Origin of the sequence: Burkholderia sp. LMG 13014 (genome assembly GCF_905232215.1) — a bacterium.
Lineage (GTDB): Bacteria > Pseudomonadota > Gammaproteobacteria > Burkholderiales > Burkholderiaceae > Burkholderia.
This window is the reverse complement of record NZ_CAJNKE010000550.1, coordinates 1-3,921: the sequence shown is the minus strand read 5'-3', so window position 1 is coordinate 3,921 and position 3,921 is coordinate 1. Positions and strand designations below refer to the sequence as shown.

Here is a 3,921-nt window from a genome sequence, read left to right as displayed (position 1 = left end):
AAGGCGCTGCAGCGGATCGTGCGCGAAGTGCCGCTACCCGAACCGCAACCGGTGTCGCGCGACATACAGCAGGCCGCGCCCGGCGACGCATCGCAGAACGGCATGACAGTTACCGCGCCAACGGCGATGCCGAACGCCCATGCATGGCGCAACGCCGAAGTCACGAGTCGCGACGACGTGCGCCTCGGTCTCGACAAGATGTGCCGCTATTTCGAGCAGCACGAGCCGAGCCATCCGGCGCCGTTGCTGCTGAGGCGCGCCCAGCGGCTGCTCGCGCTCGACTTCTACGAAATCATCCGCGATCTCGCGCCGGAGAGCCTGCCGAAGCTGGATCTGCTGAGCGGCGAGCGGAGCGAATGAAACGAACGAACGGCGCCGCCATGCGGGCGACGCCGACGGACTGCGCAACCTGATCGATGTGAAGGAGTGGACGATGACGGACAGAACCAAGGCGGCGGGCAGCGGACAGAAGTTCATCGCGCGCAATCGGGCGCCGCGCGTGCAGATCGAGTACGACGTCGAAACCTACGGCGCCGAACGCAAGGTGCAGTTGCCGTTCGTGATGGGCGTGATTTCGGACCTGGCGGGCAAACGTGCCGAGCCGCTGCCGGACTTGCCGGAGCGCAAGTTCCTCGAAATCGACGTCGACAACTTCGACGAGCGGATGAAGTCGGTCGCGCCGCGCGTCGCGTTCCAGGTGCCGAACACGCTGACGGGCGAAGGGATGCTCAACGTCGACATGACGTTCGAGCAGATCGACGATTTCTCGCCGGCCGCGATCGCGCGCAACGTCGACGCGCTGCGCCGGCTGCTGGAGGCGCGCACCGAGCTGTCGAACCTGCTGTCGTACATGGACGGCAAGCACGGCGCCGAGCAGCTGATCGAGCGCGCGATCAACGATCCCGACCTGCTGAAGACGCTCGTGCGCGAGCCGCATGCCCCCGCGCAGGGCGGCGACGCGATCCAACCGGAGGCCCGCGATGAATGATCCCGTCCAATCCCGCGTGGACACACGCGACGCCGCGCAACCGGCCGTCGCGCACGACGAATTCGCCGCGCTGCTGCAGAAGGAGTTCAAGCCGAAGACGGCCGAGGCGCGCGAATCGGTCGAGCGCGCGGTGCGCACACTCGCGCAGCAGGCGCTCGAACATACGGTCGGCATGACGACCGATGCGTACGGCAGCGTGAAGCAGATCATCGCGGAGATCGACCGCAAGCTGTCCGAGCAGATCAACCAGATCCTGCATCACAACGAGTTCCAGACGCTCGAAGGCGCGTGGCGCGGGCTGCATTACCTCGTCACGCACACCGAGACCGACGAGCTGCTGAAGATCAAGGCGCTGCCGGCGTCGCGCAACGAGGTCGCGCGGATGCTGAAGCGCTACAAGGGCGTCGCGTGGGACCACAGCCCGCTGTTCCGCAAGATCTACGAGGAGGAATACGGGCAGTTCGGCGGCGAGCCGTTCGGCTGCCTGGTCGGCGATTTCCATTTCAATCACAGCCCGCCGGACGTCGAGATGCTCGGTGAATTGTCGAAGATCGCGGCGGCCGCGCACGCGCCGTTCATCGCCGGCGCGTCGCCGGAGCTGATGCAGATGGATTCGTGGCAGGAGCTGTCGAACCCGCGCGACCTGACGAAGATCTTCCAGAACACCGAATACGCGGCGTGGCGCAGCCTGCGGCAGTCGGAGGATTCGCGCTACATCGGCCTCGCGATGCCGCGCTTTCTCGCGCGGCTGCCGTACGGCGCCCGCACCAACCCGGTCGACGAATTCGACTTCGAGGAAGACACCGACTCCGCGAACCACGACCGCTACACGTGGGCGAACTCGGCGTACGCAATGGCCGCGAACATCAACCGCTCGTTCAAGCAGTTCGGCTGGTGTTCGTCGATCCGCGGTGTCGAATCGGGCGGGGCGGTCGAAGGGCTGCCGAGTCACACGTTCCCGACCGACGACGGCGGCGTCGACCAGAAATGCCCGACCGAGATCGCGATCAGCGACCGCCGCGAGGCCGAACTTGCCAAGAACGGCTTCATGCCGTTCGTGCACCGGAAGAATTCGGATTTCGCGGCGTTCATCGGCGCGCAGTCGCTGTACCAGCCGGCCGAATACCACGATCCCGACGCGACCGCGAACGCACGGCTGTCCGGCCGCCTGCCGTACCTGTTCGCGTGCTGCCGCTTCGCGCATTACCTGAAGTGCATCGTGCGCGACAAGATCGGCTCGTTCCGCGAACGCGACGACATGGAGCGCTGGCTGAACGACTGGATCATGAACTACGTCGACGGCGACCCCATCAACTCGTCGCAGGAAACCAAGGCGCGCAAACCGCTCGCGGCCGCGCAGGTGGTCGTCGACGAAGTCGAGGACAACCCCGGCTACTACACGTCGAAATTTTTCCTGCGGCCGCACTACCAGCTCGAAGGGCTCACCGTGTCGCTGCGGCTCATCTCACGGCTGCCGACCGCGAAGGCAGCCAACGAGTGAGCGGCAAAGCAAGCAACGATCGGCATTCAACGCGGCATTCATCCTGACATCGCACTGAAACGGAGACGGCAATGGGCGTGGCAATGTTTATGAAGGTGGACGGCGTGACCGGCGAGTCGGCGGACGCGCAGCACAAGGGCTGGACCGACATCCAGTCGTTCACGTGGGGCGCGAGCCAGCCGGGCGCAATGGCGAGCGGCAGCGGCGGCAACGCGGGCAAGGCGAGCTTCAACGATCTCGTCGTCGCTGCGTACATGGACAAGGGTGCGCCCGCGATCATCAAGAACTGCGCGAACGGCAAGCATCTCTCGTCGGTCGAGATCTCCGCGTGCAAGACGGGCGGCACGCAGGTCGAGTTCATGCGCGTGACGCTGCAGGAGGTGCTCGTCACGTCCGCGCAGGTCGCGGGGATCGATCCGGGCGACGTCGCCGACCGGCTGATGATGCACTACGGTTTCCAGGCCGCGAAGGTGAAGAAGCAGTACTGGCAGCAGAACGACAACGGCGGCAAGGGCGCGGAGGTGACCGTCGGCTGGAACATCAAGGAAAACACCGAGATGTGACGGCGCGGAGATGACCATGGACGACCCGCGAACCCGCGACGGCCGGGAGGGCAGCCTGCGCGACCGGCTCCAGCCCGCGCTGCTCGACCGGCTCACCGACGACACGCCGCAGCGCGCGACCGAAGCGCCCGGCGCGCAGTGGATCGGCACGGAACGCCTGCGCGCGGCCGTGCTGCGCGATCTCGCATGGCTGCTCAACACGCGCAACGCCGAGGACGGCTTCGTCGACTGGTCGGCGTTCGCGCACGCGCAGGCGTCGGTGCTCAACTACGGGATGCGGCCGCTCGTCGGCAAGCCGATGTCGGGCGTCGAGCGGATGTCGGTCGAGGCGTCGATCCGCGACGCGATCGTCCGCTTCGAGCCGCGCATCGCGCCCGACAGCGTCGACGTGCGCAGCGTGATCGACACAGCCGGTGGCCGCGCCGGCGAGCGGCGCCACAACGTGCTGCTGTTCGAGATTCGCGGCACGCTGTGGTCGATCCCGCATCCGCTCGAATTCGTGCTGCGCTCCGACCTCGATCTCGAGACGGGCGCGATGTCGCTGCAATCCGTGGCGGGGGCCTGACGCGATGGATACGCGCCTGCTCGACTACTACAACCGCGAACTCGCGTACCTGCGCGAGCTCGGCGGCGAATTCGCGCAGCAGTTCCCGAAAGTCGCGGCGCGGCTGCGGCTCAACGAATCGGGGCCGCCCGACCCGTATGTCGAGCGGCTGCTCGAAGGCTTCAGCTTACTCACCGCGCGCGTGCAGCTCAAGATGGACGCTGAGTTTCCGCGCTTCACGCAGGCGCTGCTCGATGCCGTGTATCCCGGCTATATCGCGCCGCTGCCGTCGATGGCGATCGTGCGGTTCGCGCCGATGCTGAAC

5 protein-coding genes and 1 pseudogene are annotated in these 3,921 nt (G+C 66.5%); all 6 read left to right on the top strand.

The window, feature by feature from the left end; all coding sequences use genetic code 11:
• Positions 1–360, top strand: a pseudogene (locus JYJ84_RS38035) (type VI secretion system protein TssA); the annotation flags it as partial.
• 73 nt (positions 361–433) lie between these two features.
• A complete protein-coding gene (tssB, locus tag JYJ84_RS30640; protein ID WP_122947048.1) occupies positions 434–988 on the top strand; it encodes a type VI secretion system contractile sheath small subunit in 555 nt (184 codons plus the stop codon).
• A complete protein-coding gene (tssC, locus tag JYJ84_RS30635) occupies positions 981–2,489 on the top strand; it encodes a type VI secretion system contractile sheath large subunit (RefSeq protein ID WP_122947049.1) in 1,509 nt (502 codons plus the stop codon). Before tssB ends, tssC begins: the two co-directional genes overlap by 8 nt.
• A gap of 71 nt (positions 2,490–2,560) precedes the next feature.
• On the top strand, positions 2,561–3,052 hold the full coding sequence (locus JYJ84_RS30630; RefSeq protein WP_027791618.1) for a type VI secretion system tube protein Hcp: 492 nt from the start codon (positions 2,561–2,563) through the stop codon (positions 3,050–3,052).
• A 16-nt stretch (positions 3,053–3,068) separates the two neighbouring features.
• On the top strand, positions 3,069–3,617 hold the full coding sequence (tssE, locus tag JYJ84_RS30625) for a type VI secretion system baseplate subunit TssE (protein ID WP_122949515.1): 549 nt from the start codon (positions 3,069–3,071) through the stop codon (positions 3,615–3,617).
• A gap of 4 nt (positions 3,618–3,621) precedes the next feature.
• A partial coding sequence (locus tag JYJ84_RS30620; protein ID WP_205189888.1) for a type VI secretion system baseplate subunit TssF occupies positions 3,622–3,921 on the top strand: 300 nt, incomplete at its 3' end.